Origin of the sequence: Leucobacter viscericola, assembly GCF_011299575.1 — a bacterium.
In the GTDB taxonomy this organism is placed as follows: domain Bacteria; phylum Actinomycetota; class Actinomycetes; order Actinomycetales; family Microbacteriaceae; genus Leucobacter; species Leucobacter viscericola.
In genome coordinates this window covers 2,191,587-2,209,420 of sequence record NZ_CP049863.1, presented here as the reverse complement: position 1 = coordinate 2,209,420, position 17,834 = coordinate 2,191,587, and the positions used below count along the sequence as shown (strand labels likewise).

The following is a 17,834-nucleotide window of genomic DNA, read 5'->3' as shown; positions in this document are numbered from 1 at the left end:
GTCAACATGGTGAGTGCTGGCTATCAGCACTCCGGCGCAGTGACGTCTTCCGGCGATCTCTACATGTGGGGGTACCAGTTCAACGGACGCCTCGGCAACGGCCAGACGAGCGGCATCGGCGGTGTGCAGAAAATAGGCACGATGAAGTGGAAGCAGGTGAGCGCGGCGAACGCGAGCACCTATGCGGTTACTCAAGCCGGTGAGCTGTATGCCTGGGGCTACAACGCGGGCTACCGTCTGGGTCTGGGCGACACGACTGATCGTTCGACCCCCACTTACACCCTGATGAGCGGCGTGAAGCAGGTTTCGGGTAGCCAGTACGTTGCCGCGTTTGTCACAACCGGCGGAGCTGTATACACCGCCGGTACCAACACCAACGCCCAGCTCGGCTCAAGCGGCGGAACCGACGCAACGGTCGCGCAACGCTGGACCGGCCCCCGTCTGCAGGGTGCGAGTGAGGTAACCGTGGGCGATATGGCGGCTGGCGCAAAAGCCGGCAACACCGCAACCTGGGGCAAGGGCATGCAGGTCGGCTACGGCGACCTTGGCGTCATTCAGGCACCCCGCACCATCAGCGGCGTTGCTGGCACGCCTGCAAAACCCTGGGTCACCATCACCACATCAACCTCAATGACCGACACCCAAGCGCGTGGCAGCAAAATCGTGTTCGGTGATCCTGCAGCGAGTGATTCACCCGCCGGGTGGCAGCTCGCGAAAAACATCGACGTCGTGACAGTGAGCGGCAAGAAGTATCTGCGCGGTGATGTGCCCGCACACAACTCAGGGCCAACTCCGGTCAACCTGTGGTGGAACGATGGGAAAAACCAGTGGTCACTCACCGGTTGCTACACCTATAACTTCGCACTGAAAATCGACTCGGCACCGAACCCCGCGCCGAGTTCCGAAAAGGCGACGGTGAGCACCTGGTTCTACGACTTAAAAGAGGCTCCGTACGCTGGTGCGGCAACGGCCGACCTGACTGTTCAGCAGCTTGGCGGATCAAACCCCCACCTCACAGAGGTCGGCGGATTCGGGGTGTCCGGACTGTCGCTCGCGAGTGGCCGGGCCTCCGCAGACGTAAAACTCGTCACGCCAAACCCGCCCGCAAACAACGGCGCTGGCAAGTGGAAGTACGATACTCGCGCCACTGCAAACGTGGCCTCCCCGAGCGGCCCGGTCTCCGTCACGCGTAACACTCCTACCGGAGACGTGCAGTTCTACGATGACGGTGGCGGCATCACTCCCCCACCCCCGGGGCCCGGCTACACCTGCGACGTCGCGCCAAAATGGCTGAACTCTGACAAAACCGAGGGCACCGTTCTCGGTTACGGAACAGGCCGTACGGACGAGTTCATCAAGGTGCCCGCGCCCGATCCTGGCCTCGACATCGTGCAGGTTTCGATGGGTGCCGGCGACAACACCACTCCCGCACCCGACCTGTACGGTAATCGCCCCTTCACCGGGCACTCGCAGCTGTACACCGTGACGTCTCTCGGCGCGCACACGCTCTACCTCGATCGCGAGGGCAACGTGTGGGGCCTTGGTTTGAACAACTACGGGCAGGTTGGCAACGGCACGACGTCCAACCTCACGACCCCTGTGAAGGTACTCGGCCCCTCAAACGACGCAGTCGTGCGAACGAGCGACAAAGTAACCCGCATCTCAGCTGGTGGCAGTCACTCGGCCGCGGTGACTGAAAACGGCACCCTGTACCAGTGGGGCAACAGCGTGCAGCTGGGGATCGCGGGCGCCGAAACCGCCGTTACCAGGCCAACGAACAACACCCCCTCCGGCGCAACGTTTAAGGACGTATCGGCGGGTGCGGCATTCACTCTCGCGTTATCGAAAAGCGGACTGGTCTATGCCTGGGGCACGAATGGCCAGGCTCAGCTCGGGCGAGGGGTAGCCGACAGCAACCGGTACCCAACCCCACTGGCGGTACCCACTCTCTTGGGAGTAACCGTTACGGACATCTCAGCCGGTGCGATCCACGCGCTCGCCTCGACGGGTAACCGAGTGTACGGCTGGGGCGAAGGCGTCCGATCTGGCAATGGCGTAACCAACAACGGCTTTGCGCCGCCGCCGCAGACAACTCCCTACAGCATCCCCTCGCTCAACGGAAAGATTATCCGTCAGATTGAGGCGACCCCCGACAACTCCTACGTGCTGACGAGTGACACACTCTACGCTTGGGGTTCGCGCGAGTGGGGCCTCGCCATGATGCCTGCCCAGTGGGCGGGTGTGTGGTCAGGTGTGCAGTACACCCCGCAGATTGGATCCCTGCCTGCGGGCCTCACCGGCAGGGACATCACGGGTGTCTTTGGTGGCAAGGGCTACACCTACCTGACGACCGCTAACGACGAGGTCTACGCGTTCGGCAATAACCGCCGCACTGACACCACCTCTCCCATCGGTGACTTGGGTACGGAGCAGAGCTACTGGGACTTCCCGTACCTCGAGGTTCCGGCGAAGGTTCCCGGCCTCAGTGGCAAGGGCATCACACAGATCGCGGGCGGCGGGCGCGGCAGCACACTCGCCTACCCTGTGCTGTCAACATCGCGGATCGCCTACACCGCCGACGGCAAGTCCTACGGCTGGGGTGGCAACCAGGTTGGCCAGCTCGGTGTGGCACAGCCCAAGGACGTTGAGACCTACGTTCCCTACCAGCTGACGATTGGCACCTCAGCGCCCATCGAATCAGGAACCGTGTACTTCGGCGATCCGAAAAAGGGCATGGGCCTTGATCGTTCAGAAAAGGTCGCCGTCACAAAAGACGACATCATCACCGAGGGCGGCAAGAAGTACTTCCTCGTAAAGATTCCAAAGCACGTGGTTGGTGGTGTTGAGGTCTACACCGACTGGGGTGGCGCAACCAGCACGCAAGAGCTCATCGGTTGTTACGACTACCGACTGTCGCTCTACATCACCCCTGATCCTGACCCGCAGACAGCGGGCGGCGAGGTCCTCGTAACGGCCTACGTTGGCGCCGGCGAGGAAACCCTCACCGGAAACGCCGTGGTCGATATCTCGATCCCCGCGGTCGGCAACGAACTGCAGCTGGTGCCTGGGCAGTCGCTGACGCGCCTCGCCCTCAATGCAGGCAAGGCCACGACCAAGGTGAAACTGCGTGAACCGTGGCCCGCGCCCACAGAGGCGAACGGCGACTGGAAGTATCCCGACTCCGCGCTGGCGTGGATCCCCTCGAGCGCAGCCAGCACCTCGCTGGTCACAGACACAACCGCTCAGGTTGTCAGCAACCAGGCACTCACCCCGAAACCCTGGGTGCGGTTTACGCCCCCAACTGGCTTTGAAGTGCACCTCTGGAAGACCGGCGAGTCAGTGAAAAATGCGGTGGTTGGCATGTCGGGATCGGAGTGGCTGATCCACCCTGATTCGACAACAACACCAAACACGCCTGACTACAACCAGACCGTCGCGGGCTTCGATACCGAGGTGACCAACCCGAACACCTCAGCACCCGAGCGCCAAAAGGGCTGGTTCACGGCGGAGCTGAAGGAAGGCGTCTACTGGCTCGTTGAGACGAAGGCCCCGAAGGGGTTCCAGCTGATGGCTGAACCCGTGCAGTTCCGCGTGCGGTCAAACGGCGAGGTGCAGGCCCTCTCGGGTCGGTCTGGCTACTTTGCGGCGACCAACGACTGGAACACCAGTTCATGGGACGAGCGGACCCTCGTCGTGCGCGACCCGGGCGCGACGCCCCTACCGAAGTCGGGGTCAGAACCGTGGCAATGGGTGCTGCTGTTCGGTGTGCTGCTGCTCGCGGTGAGCGGTGTGTACGTGGTGCGCCGGTTCTCACTGACCGGAAAGCACGCGGGCTAGACGATCCTCGTGGGCCGGAAACCGCGTCTAGGCCTCGCCTAGGCGCGGTTTCCGATTGCCAAGAGGTAGTCACGAATATCTTGACGCCTCTTGGCCCCAATCTTCTTCATGAGCTTGTTGATGTGTGACTCGACGGTTCGGGTCGACACCACAAGGGCTTCCGCAATCATTGGGTTCGACATTCCCGAGGCCACAAGCTCTGCGACCTCACGCTCGCGCGGCGTAAGTTCAGCACCCGACATGGTGCCTGCGCCGATCGGTCCGCCCGCGTCAATGACCGCCTGCAAACCCGACAGCGCAGCATCGTCGCTCGACTCTTCGGCGCGAAGCTGGGTCATCGCCCTTCTCGCGAGGTGAACCGACTCCGCTGCACGACCGATATTGATGCCTGTCTGTAAGACGTCGACCATCGCTTGGCCATCTCGTCGCACGAATGCTTCGCTGAACTCAGCGATATGAACGATCGATGGGCTCGTGATAGTGGCGATCCGATCCTTAACCTGATCCCACGCATCCTGCGTCGGCTCAAGAAGAATTCCGTCGAGGTATTCGTAGCCCGCCGCCAGCTCGCAGCGGCGACCCCAAAGCTCGTCGCCGCTTTCGCGCCGAATGCGTGCAGCCGCCGTAATGTCTCCCTCGAGCAGCGCCAACCGCGAATACACAAACGCTCGGTGAAGCCCGGGAAGGGCACCGTCTCTCAAACCGCTCGAGTCGAGTTCAGCCAGATACTGCGTCGCGAGTCCCCTCTGGCCTCTACGGACAGCGAAGTACGCGCTCAAAACGGTGATGCCGATGTAACTGCTCGGCGCCCCGCCCACTGGAAGGCCAAGGGCGGACGCATCTGCGACAAGAATCTCGGACTCGTCGTAGCGCCTGGCGAACAGCGCAGAGACCGCCGCCAAAAATGCGTAGACGCGAATGCGCGAGGCGTCCAAATCTGCACGTGCATCGCGAAGTCGGTCAATCGCAATGCGGTACCCGAAGTTGTAGCTTCCCAGCGCGATCTGAGTGTAAATGATCAACGCACCCACTTGAGGATCAGAGGCGTCCCAGTCGTCGTACGTCTCCAACAATCCCGCAGCTTTGTCTGGTGCTCCCCGCTGCAAGTACCAGTGAGCGTGGGCGTAGAGAACAGTCTGCCTGCTCTTAAGGGAAAGCACGGAAATATCCACGTCATCAAGAGGCCACTTCTCTGGCGCAGCAAAAAAGGTCATCTCGATAATGAGTGACCGCGCGATCAAGGCCTCTCTCTCAGAGGGCAGGGCCTCCGCGGCCGCGTGCAGCAGGCGCACCGCCTCATCGGCCTGGCCGTGATGACTCGCAATGTGCATGGCGTGAACGACTTCCCACTCCGCGCGGTCACTCTCGGTTCCCGTAAGTCCGCGCACGTCGTTAAATAACGCGTTGACCTCGTCAATTGAATGGGCGTTGTCCGCCTCCAGCGCGGCCAAAAACTGCGTTGCCGTTCGCAGCGATGGTCTCTGCCGCCAGCCCTCACGCGCCTTTAGCGTGCGCAACCTTGCTCGCTCATGCAGCAGGCGGATGAGCGCAGCGGTCTCGCGCATACCCACCTCTTCTGGCGCCGAGACTGTCTCAACCACCTGGGAGTGATCGATCTCGTCAAGCAGGATGGTTCTCTGCGCGGGCAGCCCGTCGTGCCGAAAGTGCTCAATCAGCAGTGGCGGGTTGACGGTGACCAGTCTTGCGGGACCGGCGTTTACGAGAGTCAAAAAAGACCGCTCCTCAAGACTGAGAATGCGCTCTACCGGAACCACCTTCATCGCAGTGGCCAGGTCGGCAGGCCCGAGCAAGGCCAGGGTCTTCAGTGCAACGACATCGTCGGCGTGAAGGGGCTGCAGAATCGTGTCGGCGACGGCACGCAGCGCGGGCAACCACAGGCTGGTGCCCACCGCACGCGCGACTCCGTCTTCGGCCTCAACAACTATGCGGCCACCGCGCAGCGCCGTGCTGTAAATCGTTTCTGCGAGGCCGATCGTGCCACCCGACTTCGCGAAGATGCGGCTCATTGTGCCGGGTTCAATTTTCGTCTGCACGAGCTCTTCAAGGCTCTTCTCGAGCTCCGCGTACCCCATAGGCTGCAGCTCAAGAGTGAACATCGACGAGAAGCCACTCGTCGGGTGGGTGGTCTGGTGCGGGGGGCGATGCTTGAGTCGAGAAACGACCATCGGAACGTGCGCTCGCGAGCTCAGCGACGTAAGTATGCCCCAAGAGGCCTCGTCCAAAGAATCACTGTCGTCAACGATAAAGATCGTGCGACCCTGGTGAACCTGGTCAAGCAGCGCCCGATAGGCGCCAACGTGCGAGGAGGAGCGGGCATCAAGGGTTCCAGCGACCCCCGCGATGGAGAGCGCAACGAGCGGAGAGTTGCGAAAGGTCTCAATACCCGTGACCTCAATGACCTGCCACCCCATCATGATGAAGTGCTCACGAACGCGTTCCAAGAGATGCGTTCGCCCGCTCCCAAACTCACCAACGAGTTCGACGTTCCGACCGCTCTGAAGCACGTCGACCACCACCAGAAACTGCTCGGATCTGGTCATCTCCCGCCTCCTCTCATCTTGAGAGTCGGTTTCGAAATCTAGCGCAACATGTGCTGCGAGACTCCTTCGCTGGCCCCACGTTCCAGCAGACAACCCGTTCCCCCCGGATGCCGCCGACTGTAGCTTGAATAGGTCGCTCATCGCCACCCCCTTTATTTGAAAGCTGTATTCCTGTACTCAGCTCTCGCCTTTGCGCGTGTAAATGGGCAGCGCTGCAGACCTCAAAGGCCTGAATGAGCGGGAGGCCTCTACCCCTAAACGGCGTCCCACCAAGATCCGAACCTGTGCACTTTCGACGTTAGAGTGCTCCTGCCCGCCGTACTGAGCAGGAAGGCATTTGCCCGTGTGCTCGCGCGGTGATTCCGTAGAAATACGGGTCACTCCCGTGTTGATTGCGGCAACCTCAGTGCTCGGTTTAACGCAGCGCACGGAGCCGGGACTGGCACTCAGGCAGGGGCGTCACCCGGCTCAGTTCAGAGCACCCGGCTCTGGTGCTTTCGGTGGGCGGAGGTGTTTACAGCCCGATCAGCCGGGAAAGACCTTTCGCGAAATCGCCCGCACATCTTTTTCGAGTCCATCGAACTGCTTTTCGAGCCGATCGATACGGTGGTCAACCTGCTCGAAGCGCAGCACCATCTCGTTTTTGAGCCCGTCAATACGCTCGTTCACCACATCGAATTTAGAGTCGATTGCGTCGAACTTGGAGTCGATAGCGTCGAACCTTGAATCGATGCCATCAAACTTCGACGACAGCGTTCTCGTGAATGACTGCGTGGTAATCGTGACCATGCCGATCATCGTTGCAGCAAACACCCCAATCAGGGTCCAGACCTGCGGCTCGTTCATCGTGATCATGCCTCCTATTCTGATCGGTTTCAGATCAGAATGCCAGAGCTAAAAGGCAGATCAAGGGCAAAAAACGCAATCTGTGGATAACCCTCCCACATTCACCCAAAACGTCGATCTGTTAGCGAAGCACCTGGGCCATCCAGCAGCTCTGGTGCAATCTTGCGACCCGAAGCTGCGAGGAGCAGGTCGACAGCCTTGCCCCGGACTTCGAGCCCGTCACCCCAGCTCTTTCCGGTGTCAGAGTCAACGAGCCGACGCCCCGCGGCCCGCTCGCGACCTCCACCAAACGAATCAGGGGTGCGAAGTTGATAGGCGAGTGCTTCGTGTACCGCGGCGGTGGGATAGTCGCCCACGATTGCCAACGGCCTACGAATATCCTCTCCGTGAACGATCGCCTCAACGAGGCGAGTCGCCAGATTTGCAGGCGGGGTCCTTCTCAGTCCACTCGCCCGTCGAAAATCTGCCAGAGTTTGCTCGGGATCGCCGCGCTTGCAGCGCCGCACACCCTGCTCGTTGGCGCGATCGAAGTTTCCCCCTGCGCGCACCATGCTCCAGACGAAGGCGAGTCTGCCCATCTTTGCGGTATCGATCAGGTGCGCCAGAACATCGTGGACCGTCCAATTGGGGCACAGGGACGGAGTTTCCCAGCGTGCCGCAGGGAGCGCGTCAAGGTCGCTGAGCAGGCGCTGCCGTTCCGCGTGCACGAGCCCCCACACCTCGGATTTGGAAAGCGCCATCGTGTGTCCCCGTTTCGCCAAAACTCATCAGGTCCACCATATGCGTCTTTTGCGCACCGTTCTTGTGGAGCGGTCTCCCTAGGTCCCAGCAACCAACTCCCGCACCCGCGCCAGCTGCGTTCGCGATACCTCGTCGGCGCGCTCATCCTCCGCGAACACGTTCGACACAATCAGCGCGTCCGGCCGATCCAGATAGCCTGTCGCGCGCAGCGTGCCGAACAGCTCCGTCCAATCAACGTCACCATCACCGATCGCGAGGTGCTGATGCACCCGCACCGCATTGCCGGGAGGATTCGTAATGTATCGCAGCCCGTTCGAGCGGCGGTGGTCGAAGGTGTCGGCGACGTACACGGCACCGAGTCGATCGCCGATCTCGGGCAGCAGCGTCGCGGCGCGATCCCCGTAGTGGAACGTGTGCGAGGCAACGTACACAAATCCGACGCTCGAAGTGTTGAGCCCGCGAATGATCCGCCAGGCTTCGAGCCCGTCCTCAACAAAGTCGTCAGGGTGCGGATCAAAGTTCAGCGTCACACCCTCGCGCTCAAGCACCGGAATCAGCTGTTCCATCGAGCGATAGAACGCGTACTCCGACTCCTCCTCGCGCTCCGGCCGCCCCGAAAACTCGGTGTTCACAACGGGCGCCTCGAGCTCGGCGGCAATCTGAATGTAGCGGGACGTGTTGAACACCGCGGCTTCAACCTGCTGCGCGTCGGGACCCCCAAATCGCTGCACCGGCAGCACCGACGTGATCGTCACGCCCGCGTCGCGCGCCCGCTTTTTCAGCTGCGCGATCATACCGCTGTCGACCTTCGGGTAGTGGAAGTGCCGCCCGAAGTCGGGGCTCGGCGTGAGCTGCAGGTACTCGTACCCCAGCCGCGCCACGAGATCAGGGAAGTCGAGCAGGTGCACCGAGCCGTTGTACGGCGTCGGATCGAGGGCAATGCGTACCATGGGGTTCCTTCGCGGTTTGGGTCGGGGCGGTCAGGGTCGGTCAGGTTGGTTCGGGATCGCCTACGCGTAGAACGCGGGGCGCTCCGGTGCCTCCACCGGCACGATACCCCCGTCGTGCAGCGCGCGCACGCCCGCCTCGCACGACAGCGCAACGAGGTAGCCGTCCCAGGCGTTCGGTCCGTCGATCAGGTCGCCGCGGCGCACCGCATCGACCCAGCGCTGAATCTGCGTGTCGTACGCCGCCGCGAAGCGGGTCACAAAGCTTTCGTGATCCTTCACGCGGAAGAACCCTGCATCCCAGCGCTGCATGCCCGACGGCTGCCCAATGCGCGCGATGCCGCGCTCAAACACAGCTTCGGTCGCAACCTGGTAGCCAAACTGCACGCTCACGTTCATCTCAACGTCGACAAGCACGCCGTTTTCAAGCTCCATAATCACCAGGATCGGCTCGCGCAGGCGCTCGGGTGCGAGCGAGTTGCGGCGCGGATGCTTCACCTCAACACTCACGACCCGCGATCCTGCCAGCCACGGCACCACATCGAACTCGTGCACGACAGAGTCGGTGATCAGCATGTCTTCGGTGTAGCTCTCGGGCACCGAGGGGTTGCGGTGCAGCGCGCGCACCATGAGCAGCTCGCCACTCTCTCCCGACTCGACCAGCTCGCGCAGGGCCTGGTACTCGGTGTCGAAGCGGCGCATGAATCCGAGCTGGATGTGCGGGCGGTCAAGCTGCTGCTCAAGCTCAAGGATCTCGAGCGACGAGGTCGAGTCTTGGGTGAGGGGCTTTTCGCACAGGATCGGCAGCCGCGCATCAAGCGCTGGCTTCAACACGGGTGCATGGAACTGACCCGGTGTCGCGATGAGCACCGCGTCCATGGCGTCGGCCGCGATCGCGTCTTCAATGCTGGTGAAGGCGGCGGATCCCGGAGCGTTCGCCGCTGCGGCCTCTGCACGGCCAGCGTCGGGCTCAACGATGGCGGAGACGCGGGCGCCCGCGATCCTGTTGGTGATGCGCTTGACGTGGTCGGCACCCATCATGCCGGCGCCGACGACCGCGATGCGGAGTTCTGTGGTCATTGTGTTGTCCTTGTTACTCTCGTCATTCTGCGCGAGCTTGCGAGTCGCAGAATCGTGTCGGCAGAACTTTGACTTCTTGTCAGAGCCTAGACGCGGTTGATCCTGCGACTCGTTCCTCGCGCAGGATGACAGGGGCTAAGAGATCCGCGCCAAATGCGTGCACCCAAAGATGTGCTCGCGCGTGCGCTTGGCGATCGGGAACGGCCGGTCAACATCGCAGCCGTACATGTCTTGCTCGACGATCGCGAAGATCTCGGGATCGATCCTGGCGACCGCCTCGATGACGGGCGCGAGATCGGGAATCCCGTTCGGCGGCTCGATCATGATGCCGTCGGCGACGGCCTCCGCGAACGGCTGATCGTTCTTGAGCACGTCGAACAGCATCGTCGGGTCAACCTGCTTCAGGTGCAGGTAGCCGATGCGGTCAGGGCGATCCTCGATCAGCTTGACGTTGTCACCGCCGTAGTAGGCGAAATGGCCGGTGTCGAGGCAGAGATTCGTGAAGCGCGGGTCGGTCTCGTCGAGAAAACGCAGCACCTCGCGGGTCGTGCCGATGTGGCTGTCGGCGTGCGAGTGGAACTGTTGCTTCATGCCGAACTCCTCGAGCAGCGCCTTGCCGAGGCGGTCGTGGCCTGCGCCCAGTTTCTTCCACTGCTCATCGGTGAGCGTACGCGGCTCGAGTTGCTCACTCGTCGCGTCGCTGCGCCACAGGTCCGGGATCACAACGAGGTGTTCTGCACCGAGCTTCGAGGCGAGGCCTGCAACTTCGAGCGCCTGATCCCAGGCACGCTGCCACTGATCCTCACCCTTGTGAAAGCCCGTGAACACGGTGCCCGCCGAGAGCTTGAGTCCGCGCTTGCCGAGTTCGTCTTCGAGCTGGTGCGGGTCGGTCGGCAGGTAGCCGTAGGGTCCGAGCTCGATCCACTCGTAGCCCGCCGTGACGACCTCGTCGAGGAAGCGCTGCCACGGCACCTGCTTGGGGTCATCGGGAAACCAGACGCCCCACGAGTCGGGGGCGGTGCCGATGCGGAGACCGGGGTTTGGTGCACCGTTTGCTGGCTCGCTTGCCGGGGCGTTTGCTGCGGGGGAATCGTTCACGATCGAACTCCATCGTCTGCGGGGTGTTGTGCGGTGGCATATCGACGGACTCGCGCTGAGAAATCCCGCTGCGCGTGTCCGTCAGATCCCCGCCACACAACCTTTGATATGACAATAGGCCATACTCCCAAACTTTGCCAGTTGGATAGTGATTCGCCCTCGTTGCAGCGGCCGTCGCCACGACCAAAGGCCACCTTAATGACGAGAGGCAAGGAAAACCTCGCGTCATTAAGGTGGCCTCTCGTTGCTTACCTGGCCTCTGGTCGCCGAAATGGGCGCCGTGTCGCAACGGGCACAGCAGTTCTACCCCAGCAGCGGCTTCTGATCCTGAGCCTGCACCTCGTATTCGGCGCGCGCACGGCGGGTCGAGTCGAGGGTCGAGGTCTCGGCCACCGGCACATCCCACCAACCAGCGCCATTGGGCGCATAGATCAGCGGGTCACTGTTGATGTGAATGAACGTCGCACGATCCGAGGCCTTCGCCGTGGCGATCGCGGCCTCAAGGTCAGCGATGGCCGAAGCGCCAGGCTCAACCTCAATCACGTCCATGCCGTAGCTGCGGGCGTTCATTGCGAGATCAACCGGCAGCACCTGCTCACCCTGGAAATTCATCGCCGAAGCATCGTACGACCGATACCACGTGCCAAAGCGCTCGGATCCGACCGTCTCAGACAGGTGCCCAATCGAGGCGTATCCGTGATTCTGGATCAGGATCACAATCAGCTTGATCCCCTCGGCCACGGCCGTCACGAGCTCGGTGTTAAGCATCAGGTAGGAGCCGTCGCCGACCATCACGATCACGTCGCGGTCATCGCCCGCAGCCACCAGCCCCCGCTTCGCGCCAAGGCCACCCGCAATCTCGTAGCCCATGCACGAGTACGCGTACTCGACGTGGTATCCCAGCGGATCGCGCACGCGCCACAGCTTGTGCAGATCTCCGGGCAGTGATCCTGCCGCCTGCACAATCACGTCTTCGGGGCTGAGGATCGCTGCACCGCACCGATAATCTCCGGCTGACCGGGCAGCGCAAGGCCCGACGGCGCGAACGCCTCGTCAACCGACGCATCCCACGACGCCTTCTCCGAGGCAATCTGCGAGGCATACGACTCAGAGACCCGCAGCGAGTGAGAGACCTCAAGCAGCGCAACCAGCGTCTCGCGCGCATCCGCCACGACGGGCAACTGCGTGCCGTGCTTGTACGCGTCAAACGACGCCACGTTGATGTTCACAAACCGCACGCCCTCAGCCTGGAACGCGGTGCGCGAGGCAGTGGTGAAGTCGCTGTAGCGTGTGCCGATCCCGATCACGACGTCAGCCTCAGCAGCGAGTCGGTTAGCAGCGAGCGTACCCGTCGCACCGATACCACCGAGGTACTGCGGGTGATCCCAGTCGAGCACACCACCACCGGCCTGCGAGGACCCGACGGGGATCCCGGTCGCCTCCACAAACGCGCGCAGCTGCGTCTCGGCCTCCGAGTACAGCACGCCACCACCGGCAACAATCAGGGGTCGCTTCGCCGAACGAATCGCCTCAACCGCCGCAGCGAACGCGTCGCGCTCAGGCAGGGGCCTGCGGATGCGCCACTCGCGCGGCTGCAAAAACTCAACGGGAACGTCAATCGCCTCGGCCTGCACGTCCTCCGGCAGCGCGATCGTCACGGCACCGGTCTCGGCAGGGTCGGTCAGCACCCGCATGGCAGCGAGCGCGATCGAGTAGAGCTGCTCGGGGCGCTGCACTCGATCGAAGAACTTGGATACTGGACGGAACGCATCGTTCACTGTCAGGCCGATGTCGTGCGGCTGCTCAAGCTGCTGCAGCACGGGATCGGCCACGCGCGTTGCGAAGGTATCGCTCGCCAGCAGTAGCGCGGGCAGGCGGTTGGTCGTTGCGAGCGCGGCGCCGGTCAGCATGTTCGTGGCACCGGGGCCAACGGACGCGGCCGAGGCGTAGGTACCGCGGCGGCGATGCATGCGCGCGTATCCGACCGACTGGTGCACCATGGCCTGCTCGTTGCGGGCCTGGTAGTAGGGCATCAGGGCAGGATCATCGACGTTCGCCTGCTTCAGCGCCTGCCCGATCCCCGCCACATTGCCGTGGCCAAAGATACCGAAGACACCCGGAATGGTGCGCTCGCGAATCTCGCGGCCCTCGCCGTCGCGATCCACTGTCCACTGGTTCGCCAGAAACTCAATGAGCGCCTGGCTGACCGTCATCCGTCGCGTGGTCATGCTGCATCCTTCGTGTCAGTGTCAATGTCGGAGGTGGCGAATAGTCTCACGGTGTCAGCTCAACTGCCGTCGTTAGCCGTGAAAGGAAGCCGTGAATCAAGTTCTTGTCCATCCCAGGTGTCGCGCACCCACCCGTGAGCGGGGTCGTCGCTGATTAACCAGCTGCGCTCGGGATCGGGCCCTGCCATCACGTTGAGGTAGTACATGTCGTAGCCCGGGGCTGCGACGGCGGGACCGTGGTAACCGAAGGGCACCAGGGCGACGTCGCCGGTGAACACGCGGGCGTCGATGTCAATGTCGCCCGCGGGCGAGGAGTAGGTGCTGAACATGCCGAAGGCGTGCTCTTCGCTGACGCCCTCTGGGGCGTCGCGCGTGGGGGCAACCTCGAAGTAGTAGATCTCTTCAAGCTCGGACTCGTGGCCCGGCGTGTGCACGTCGTGCTTGTGAGGAGGGTACGACGACCAGTTCTCGGCCGGAGTGATCACCTCGACCACGATAAAGCGTGCTGCATCGAGCGATTCCTTGCGCCCGAAGTTGTGCACCTGGCGGCTTGAGGCGCCTGCGCCGCGCAGCTCGACCGGCACATCTTCGACGGGCATGTAGCAGCTGGGCCGCACGATGTCGGTGGGTGAGGTCGCTACGAGGAATCGGCTCTCGCCGGAACCATTGGAGTCGCCGGTCGCGGTGACCGTGCCGGTGGCGGCGGCCGAGAGGTACATCACGTCTGTCGGGCCGTCGAAGACCGAGGCGCGACCATTCAGCACGGTGCGGTTCTCGACGCCACCCTCGACGCGAGACACCGTGAACGATCCTGAAAGGGGAACAATCAGCCGCTCAACACCCGTACCGTCGAGTGTGAGCGAGGCTCCGGCTTCGAGTCTGCCCACTCGAATGCCGGTGTGCTCCCAGCCGGGAGTGCGCTCGTCGACGACGGTCTCCCAACCGGCCTCGGCAAGTTCGCCGCGGCGGTGGAACCAGCGCTGCTCAGTCATGTGTTCCCCTTTCGGGATGTCGGCAGCGGGGTGGGGCCGGGATCCCTCTCGAGGGCTCACAACCCCACCCCGCCGACAGTCTTACTAGTCGTTCTGCGGGAAGCCGAGGTTGATGCCGCCGTGCAGCGCGGGATCAAGCCAGCGGCTCGTGATCGCCTTCTCGCGAGTGAAGAACTCGAAGCCGTGCACGCCGTACGCCTTCGCGTCGCCGAACAGCGAGGCCTTCCAGCCGCCGAATGAGTGGTACGCGACGGGCACGGGGATCGGCACGTTGATGCCGATCATGCCGACCTGAATCTCGTGCTGGAAGCGACGCGCTGCGCCACCGTCATTCGTGAAGATCGCGGTGCCGTTGCCGAACGCACCCGAGTTGATCAGCTCGACGCCCTCTTCGAAGGTCTTCACTCGCACAACCTCGAGCACGGGTCCGAAGATCTCCTCGGTGTAGGCGCGTGAGGTGGTCGGGATGTTGTCGATCAGCGTCGGCCCAACAAAGAAGCCCTCTTCGTGACCTTCAACCTTCAGCCCACGGCCGTCGACCACGATGGTCGCGCCGTCCTTCTCAGCAATGTCGATGTAGCCGGTGACCTTGTCGCGGTGCACATCGGTGATGAGCGGGCCCATGTCGGGCTCGGGCGTCGAAGCGCCGTTGCCGATCCGCAGCCCAGCGATGCGCTCCTTGATCTTTTCGATCAGCTCGTCAGCGACCGGCTCAACGGCCAGCACAACCGAGATCGCCATGCAGCGCTCGCCCGCGGCACCGTAGCCCGCATTGATCGCCTGGTCTGCGACGAGGTCGAGGTCAGCGTCGGGCAGCACGAGCATGTGGTTCTTCGCGCCGCCGAGTGCCTGCACGCGCTTGCCGTGCTTCGAGGCGGTCTCGTAGATGTACTGCGCGATCGGCGTCGAGCCGACGAACGAGATCGAGGCGATGTCGGGCGAGGTCAGCAGGCCATCAACCGCGAGCTTGTCGCCGTTGAGCACGGTGAAGACGCCATCGGGCAGACCGGCTTCCTTCCAAATCTCGGCCATCCACAGCGAAGCGGAGGGATCCTTCTCGCTCGGCTTCACGATAACCGCGTTGCCTGCAGCGATGGCGACGGGGAAGAACCACATCGGCACCATGGCAGGGAAGTTGAAGGGCGAGATGATGGCGGCAACACCGATGGGCTGCTTGATCGAGTAGACGTCGATGCCGGTCGAGGCGTTCTCAGAGAACGCACCCTTGATGAGGTGCGGGAAGCCGGTTGCGAGCTCCACGACCTCCTGGCCGCGCAGAATTTCGCCCATTGCGTCAGAGAGCACTTTGCCGTGCTCAGCCGTGATGATCTCGGCGAGCTCACTCTTACGGGCGTTCAGCAGCTCGCGGAACTTAAAGATGATGGTCTGGCGCTTTGCAATGGAGAACTCGCTCCACAGTTCGAAGCCCTTCTTGGCAGAAGCAATCGCCTCGGCGATCTCAGCCTCGTCGGCGAGCGCAACCTGCGCGCGCACCTCGCCGGTCGCGGGGTTGTGCACGGGAGCGGTGCGTCCGCTCGTCGAGACGCGGCGAGCGCCTTCGATCCAGTGGGGGATGACGGGAGTGGTGGTCATGTTTTGTCCTTTGTGATTGAGAAACTTAAGACCCAAGTCCAGGGTGAACGAGTCGGGCGGCAGTGTCAACGGCAGCCGCGACGTCGCCGTCGGCCGGGTAGAGCAGCGTACGGCCAACGGTGAGGCCGCGCACACCGGGTAAGGCGAGCGCGTTCTGCCACGAGCTGAAGATGTCGTCGGGATCGCCGCCGTTGTCGCCGCCGAGCAGCAGCGTCGGCATGGTTGTCGCTTCCATCACGCGCTCCATGTCGGGCACGACCGGCAGCTTCATCCAGGTGTAAGCGCTGGAGTTGCCGAGGCCCGAGGCGATCGCGGTCGACAGGATCACGGCCTCGGCCGAAAGATCGTTCACGACGCGACCGCCCACACGGCTGCTCATAAACGGCTCCAGCATGATCGGCAGTTTCGCCGCAGCGGCAGCGTCTACCGCGCGCGCAGTTGCCTCAAGCGTCGGGGCAGTGCCAGCGTCGTCGAGATCCACCCGGATCAGCGTCTTGGCAAAGTCGAGCCCGTCGCGCACCATCGAGTCGACGTTGTACGCGGTGTAACGATCGTCGAGTTCAAACGAGGCGCCCCGCAGGCCGCCGCGGTTCATGGAGCCCACAACGATCTTGTCGTCGAGCAGACCCAGCGCCGCGAGGTCGTCGATGATGTCGGGGGTGCCGAGCACACCGTCAACACCCGGCCGCGAGATGGCCAGCGCCATGCGCTCAAGCAGCTCGTAGCGGTTGGCCATGGCGGTCGGGTTCGATCCCACCGCGATCGCGCCGCGGGCCGGGTGATCCGCCGCCACAATGAACAGGCGGCCGTCACCCTCAACCACTTTGCGGCGGCGACGCCCGGCGAACGCCTGGGCGATAGCCTCGGGGTTTTCGGCGCGGGTGCGACGCAGCTGCGCGAAGTCCTCGGCCGTTGGAACGTGTGCGGAAGTCATATCACGCACCCTTCTGTAGGATCGCTTCGACCTCTGAAGCATCGGGCATGGCGGTCGAGCACTCGCGGCGGGTGGCGACAATCGCGCCGGCGACGTTGGCGAAGCGCAGGATCCGCTCCAGGTTCCAGCCCTCAAGCAGGCCGTGGCAGAGCGCGCCACCAAAGGCGTCGCCCGATCCAAGTCCGTTAATCACGTCGACGAAGTGCGGGGGCACCTCGATGGCCTCGTCGCGGGTCTTCGCGAGCACTCCCTTCGGGCCCTGCTTCACGATCGCGAGTTCAATGCCACGCTCAAGCAGCGCATCGGCGGCGCGCATCGGCTCGGTTTCGCCGACGGCGACCTCACACTCTTCCTTGTTGCCAACCGCGACGGTGACGTGCTCGATGGCTCGCGCTACCTGGGCGGTGGCCTCGGCCGGATCGGCCCAGAACATCGGGCGGTAGTCGAGGTCGAAGATGGTGTGCTGCTTGCCAGCGCGGGCCTCGAGCGCCGTGTGGTGTGCAGCGCGGCTGGGCTCCTCGCTCAGGCCGGTCAGCGTGAACCAGAAGATCTTTGCGTCGCGCACAGCCTGCAGGTCGACCTCGGTCGATGCGACCTGTAGATCCGGAGCCTTGGGCTTGCGGTAGAAGTAGAGCGGGAAGTCGTCTGGCGGGAAGATCTCGCAGAACGTCACGGGCGTCGGGTACTCGGGATCCGTGCCGACGTATCGTGGATCCACCCCGAGCCTGTCGAGTTCGCGCAGCAGGTAGCGTCCAAAAGGATCGTTGCCCACACGCGAGATCAGTGCGCTCGAGTGGTTGTACCTCGCAGCCGCCACGGTCACATTCGCCGCGCTACCGCCCAGATACTTGCCAAACGTTTCAACGTCTTCAAGCCCGACCCCGTCTTGCAGGGGGTACACATCCACACCGAGTCGGCCAAACGCCAGAACGTCGAAACCCAAACCGTCAGTCATAGTGCAATCTTCGCCTCTCAAA

General features: G+C 63.0%; 11 protein-coding genes and 1 pseudogene. 1 reads left to right on the top strand and 11 read right to left on the bottom strand.

Annotated elements, in window-relative coordinates; genetic code table 11:
- Nucleotides 1-6 precede the first annotated feature (6 nt).
- Nucleotides 7-3,837 (top strand): SpaA isopeptide-forming pilin-related protein, encoded by a 3,831-nt coding sequence (locus G7068_RS09720; RefSeq protein ID WP_166291563.1) that lies wholly within the window; start codon nt 7-9, stop codon nt 3,835-3,837.
- Between the two features lie 38 nt (nt 3,838-3,875).
- Here the strand turns inward: G7068_RS09720 and G7068_RS09715 are convergent, their stop codons facing one another.
- From G7068_RS09715 to iolC, 11 genes and pseudogenes are all read right to left on the bottom strand, one after another.
- Nucleotides 3,876-6,398, bottom strand: coding sequence for a helix-turn-helix transcriptional regulator (locus G7068_RS09715; RefSeq protein ID WP_166291561.1), 2,523 nt, complete (start codon nt 6,396-6,398; stop codon nt 3,876-3,878).
- 525 nt (nt 6,399-6,923) lie between these two features.
- Nucleotides 6,924-7,253 carry a hypothetical protein gene (locus G7068_RS09710; protein ID WP_166291559.1) on the bottom strand — a complete coding sequence of 110 codons (330 nt, stop codon included), beginning with the start codon at nt 7,251-7,253 and terminating at the stop codon, nt 6,924-6,926.
- Between the two features lie 92 nt (nt 7,254-7,345).
- A complete protein-coding gene (locus G7068_RS09705; protein WP_166291557.1) occupies nt 7,346-7,984 on the bottom strand; it encodes a maleylpyruvate isomerase family mycothiol-dependent enzyme in 639 nt (212 codons plus the stop codon).
- A gap of 78 nt (nt 7,985-8,062) precedes the next feature.
- Nucleotides 8,063-8,935: a sugar phosphate isomerase/epimerase family protein gene (locus tag G7068_RS09700; protein WP_166291555.1), complete on the bottom strand. Its 873-nt coding sequence runs from the start codon at nt 8,933-8,935 to the stop codon at nt 8,063-8,065.
- Nucleotides 8,936-8,995: 60 nt separating this feature from the next.
- Complete coding sequence (locus G7068_RS09695; protein ID WP_166291553.1) at nt 8,996-10,012, bottom strand: Gfo/Idh/MocA family protein; 1,017 nt, start codon at nt 10,010-10,012, stop codon at nt 8,996-8,998.
- Between the two features lie 135 nt (nt 10,013-10,147).
- Nucleotides 10,148-11,038 carry a sugar phosphate isomerase/epimerase family protein gene (locus G7068_RS09690; protein WP_205881387.1) on the bottom strand — a complete coding sequence of 297 codons (891 nt, stop codon included), beginning with the start codon at nt 11,036-11,038 and terminating at the stop codon, nt 10,148-10,150.
- A gap of 375 nt (nt 11,039-11,413) precedes the next feature.
- Nucleotides 11,414-13,338: pseudogene (gene iolD / locus G7068_RS09685) on the bottom strand (3D-(3,5/4)-trihydroxycyclohexane-1,2-dione acylhydrolase (decyclizing)).
- A 59-nt stretch (nt 13,339-13,397) separates the two neighbouring features.
- Nucleotides 13,398-14,330 carry a 5-deoxy-glucuronate isomerase gene (gene iolB / locus G7068_RS09680; protein ID WP_166291548.1) on the bottom strand — a complete coding sequence of 311 codons (933 nt, stop codon included), beginning with the start codon at nt 14,328-14,330 and terminating at the stop codon, nt 13,398-13,400.
- An 84-nt stretch (nt 14,331-14,414) separates the two neighbouring features.
- Nucleotides 14,415-15,923, bottom strand: a complete 1,509-nt coding sequence (locus G7068_RS09675) for a CoA-acylating methylmalonate-semialdehyde dehydrogenase (RefSeq protein ID WP_166291546.1) — start codon at nt 15,921-15,923, stop codon at nt 14,415-14,417.
- A gap of 25 nt (nt 15,924-15,948) precedes the next feature.
- The gene (locus tag G7068_RS09670; RefSeq protein WP_166291544.1) at nt 15,949-16,857 is read right to left on the bottom strand and encodes a Cgl0159 family (beta/alpha)8-fold protein; all 909 of its coding nucleotides are present in this window, start codon (nt 16,855-16,857) and stop codon (nt 15,949-15,951) included.
- Nucleotide 16,858: 1 nt separating this feature from the next.
- Complete coding sequence (iolC, locus tag G7068_RS09665; protein ID WP_166291542.1) at nt 16,859-17,812, bottom strand: 5-dehydro-2-deoxygluconokinase; 954 nt, start codon at nt 17,810-17,812, stop codon at nt 16,859-16,861.
- Between the last annotated feature and the right edge of the window lie 22 nt (nt 17,813-17,834).